At 57.9% G+C, this 3,238-nt stretch carries 4 protein-coding genes; all 4 read left to right on the forward strand.

Features of this window, described 5'->3' with window-relative positions; translation table 11 throughout:
- A partial coding sequence (locus tag FLQ44_RS23550) for a hypothetical protein (RefSeq protein WP_206208729.1) occupies positions 1 to 2,105 on the forward strand: 2,105 nt, incomplete at its 5' end.
- A 68-nt stretch (positions 2,106 to 2,173) separates the two neighbouring features.
- Positions 2,174 to 2,464: a phage holin family protein gene (locus FLQ44_RS07715; protein ID WP_147688745.1), complete on the forward strand. Its 291-nt coding sequence runs from the start codon at positions 2,174 to 2,176 to the stop codon at positions 2,462 to 2,464.
- Positions 2,461 to 3,000, forward strand: coding sequence for a glycoside hydrolase family 108 protein (locus FLQ44_RS07720; RefSeq protein ID WP_147693931.1), 540 nt, complete (start codon positions 2,461 to 2,463; stop codon positions 2,998 to 3,000). The genes FLQ44_RS07715 and FLQ44_RS07720 overlap by 4 nt, the downstream gene beginning before the upstream one ends.
- A 9-nt stretch (positions 3,001 to 3,009) precedes the next feature.
- On the forward strand, positions 3,010 to 3,238 hold a 229-nt coding region (locus FLQ44_RS07725; protein WP_147693932.1), incomplete at its 3' end, for a hypothetical protein.

The raw sequence follows: 3,238 nt of genomic DNA on the forward strand, positions 1-3,238 counted from the left end.
TGACCATCGAGCGCGTGCTGGCTATCCGGCAAGATACCGACCTGCGCAACCAGGGCGAGTTTCTGGCCGAAACCCACGAAGACGCCTTCGACCGCCTGACCATGATTGTGCAGCGTCTGGCTGGTTACCTTGGCATGGGCCAGGACGGCACCTTGCGCACGCTGCTGCTGGGTACTGGCGATGTGGATGGCGCTGGCGCGTTCCGCGCGCGTGGCAATCGCATTCGGGATTTGGCAGACCCTGTTGATGATAGCGATGCAGCAACCCGAGGCTGGGCGCTGGACTCGCTGAAAACCTACCAGCTAACAACTAATGCAATTACGACTAGCGGGTTTCTGAGTGGGACGCCAGATTGGCCATCAGTTCCAAGTGCAGCGGGGGGCGGGAATGTTTCGGATACGATGAACGCCCAGGCTCTCGCACTGCTGAAGATGTCCCTGCTGCTTAACGCAAAAAGCGTTCGCTCTATTTATGACTTTGCCAATCCGGTTCTGAATGGCACTGCTGATGACTCTGCGGCTTTGCAGTTCGCCCTGAATGTCGCCCCAGAAGGCACAGTATTGCGCTGGAAAGGCCCGCTTCGGATTGCCACCCCTGTCATCTGTACTCGCCGAGTGGGCATCATTCACGAAAGCCCACTCGACTGCGTGTTGGTCGATGTTGGCCTTGGTCACATCGGGTTCTCTTACGAGGGACCGGCGTCTGGTATCAACGACGTTACCATTCACGTGAACGCGTATGGCAAGCCAAACTGCGCAGACCATGCCGTCAAGCTAAGTCGCATTGATCGCAGTACGAACATTTACATCAACGTATACGCCGGCACTGCCCAGCACGCGGCCATTCTTGCGGGCTGCTTAATCAATAAAATGGCGATCAACAGCAGCGCAAACTTCTTGCCACCGTATGCCGGCATGGGCTTTCAGGCCAAGCATATTCGCTGCATGAAAGCGCTTGGCGTGGCGTTCAACAATAACTTGGCGTGGGTAAACCTTGAGGGTGGCGGCGAAGGCATCCTTGGCGACAACATGAATTCTGAGGGTAACAACACCTTCTATGGTTGCATCGAAGGCTTGGCATCTGGCCGACCAATGGACCTAACTGGCTGGATGCTGCCAGTGGTGCGCGACCTCCATTTCGAAGCAAACGCCATGGCCCCTATCTTCCGCAGCTGCACCCAGCCGACTATTGGACCGAACGTGCTCCACGCTCTGGAAGGCAAGCCCATCGAGTTTGAAAACTGCCTACAACCCTCTATTGACGGCTATTACGGTGAATATAAGTTCGATGACAACTGCACCAGCCCACACGTTGGCCGCGTGCTTGCCATGTCGTACGCCTCGCAGCAGGGTGAAGGCTACTTCATGTCTGCAGAGGCAAGCGCGGCTCCAGCATGGATCGGTAGTGCTGATTTGTCGTATGGCGGCCCTGGCAGCTTCCAGCTGGAGAACCTATTCCACAACCCTTTTGTGGACATCTGGGATAATGGCCCTTCAACAGTGCCTGCAGGGTGCTCGACCAACGGCACGGTGGTGGTTGAAGAAATTGCGTACCCGCTGCCGGTTTACACCGACAACGATGGGATTGGCCGGTCTGCGCGTGTCTCTGTAGGCTCGGTAGACGTCACGGACGGCATTTTCCTGCAGTGCAAATACCCGTACAACAAAGGTCGCCATGGCGGGCACTTTATGTCAGCCACTGTTGCCGTTCGAGTGGCAACCGGACAGCCGGATGTGATCGTCTTCATCTTCGCGAACGGCCAACTGTACGACATTGGCCGGGTTAGCGTGAAAGACCAGTGGGTGCTGGTACGCGGCTCCGCGCGGGTTTCCGATGGTCAGAATGTCTCCGTGCTGGTGAAGCCATGGAACTTTAGCGGCGGCGGCTCGATGGCAGGCCAGTTCTATCTGGGTGGCTGCAGCATCGTGAAGGGAAACCGCCCTGCGAAATTCATTGGCGACAATGGGAAGCGGCGCGAACATGTTGTTGATAACGTGAGTTGGCCGCCAGCATTCGTCGGTCAGGAGGCATTCGTTCCTGGTACCGGCAAGTGGTACAAAGCCAAAGGCACCACAGCCTCCTCTGACTGGGTGCTACTGAATTAACCCGCGAAAATCCACAGCACACCCCGATAGCCTGCACGCATCGGGGTTTTCTATTTCAAGGGGGATGTATGCAAGAGCATGAGAAGGGGGTGCTGTATCTGCTGCTTATCGGTGCGGCCATCGGCATCGGTAAGGTGCTGACAAGCTCAGAGGAGCTGACGCCGCGGTTGATCATTGGCCGGGCAATTATGGGTAGCGGTACCAGCATGATTGCTGGCATTGCGCTGGCGCAGTTCCCGTCCATGCCCTTGCCTGCCCTCGTGGGCGTTGGCAGTGCCCTGGGCATCCTGGGCGCGCAGTTCATCGAAGCCTGGATGAAGCGCAAGGCCATGAACGTATTGAAAGGTGAAGGCCAATGACCAAAGACGAAATCATTGCCGGTGTGGTTGGCCGCGAAGGCGGCTATGTCGATAACCCAGACGACAAGGGCGGCCCCACCCGCTGGGGCGTCACAGAGAAGGTCGCGCGCGCCCACGGCTACACCGGCAGTATGCGAGACCTGCCTCGCGCAACGGCCATAGCGATCTACGAAGCGGATTATTGGTTCGGCCCACGCTTTGACCAGGTGCATACCGTCAGCCCTGCGATTGCCGAAGAACTGTGTGATACCGGCATCAACATGGGCCCAGCAGTACAGGCCAAGATGCTGCAGCGCTGGCTGACCGCGCTGAACGTCAAAGGCACGCTGTACCCCGACTTGGTGGCAGATGGCCAGATCGGCCCGCGCACCATTACTGCCCTGCAGCTGTTCTTGAAAGCACGCGGCCAAGCCGGTGAACAGGTGCTGCTGCGGGCGCTGAACAGCAGCCAGGCTGTGCGCTACCTGGAGCTGGCCGAGCAGCGCGTAGAAAACGAAACGTTCTTGTACGGCTGGCTTGCTGGCCGAGCAGCCTAGGAGAAAACCATGTTCCCTTTCCGCCCGCAGCCATTTGGCAGCCAAGTTGTTACCGTTGACGGCACCACCACCCAGAAAGTCACGCTGGCCAACGGCGCCAGCACTGCAATGATCGACAATCGCGGTAGTACGGACGTGCTGGTTGAAATTGCAGATACCACTCCTTCCGACACCACCAGCTTCCGCATTCCGGCCAACACTTCGCAGGTTCTGTCGGTGGTTGGCGACAAGGTAAGCG

Origin of the sequence: Vogesella mureinivorans, from assembly GCF_007644035.1 — a bacterium.
GTDB classification, from domain to species: Bacteria; Pseudomonadota; Gammaproteobacteria; order Burkholderiales; family Chromobacteriaceae; genus Vogesella; species Vogesella mureinivorans.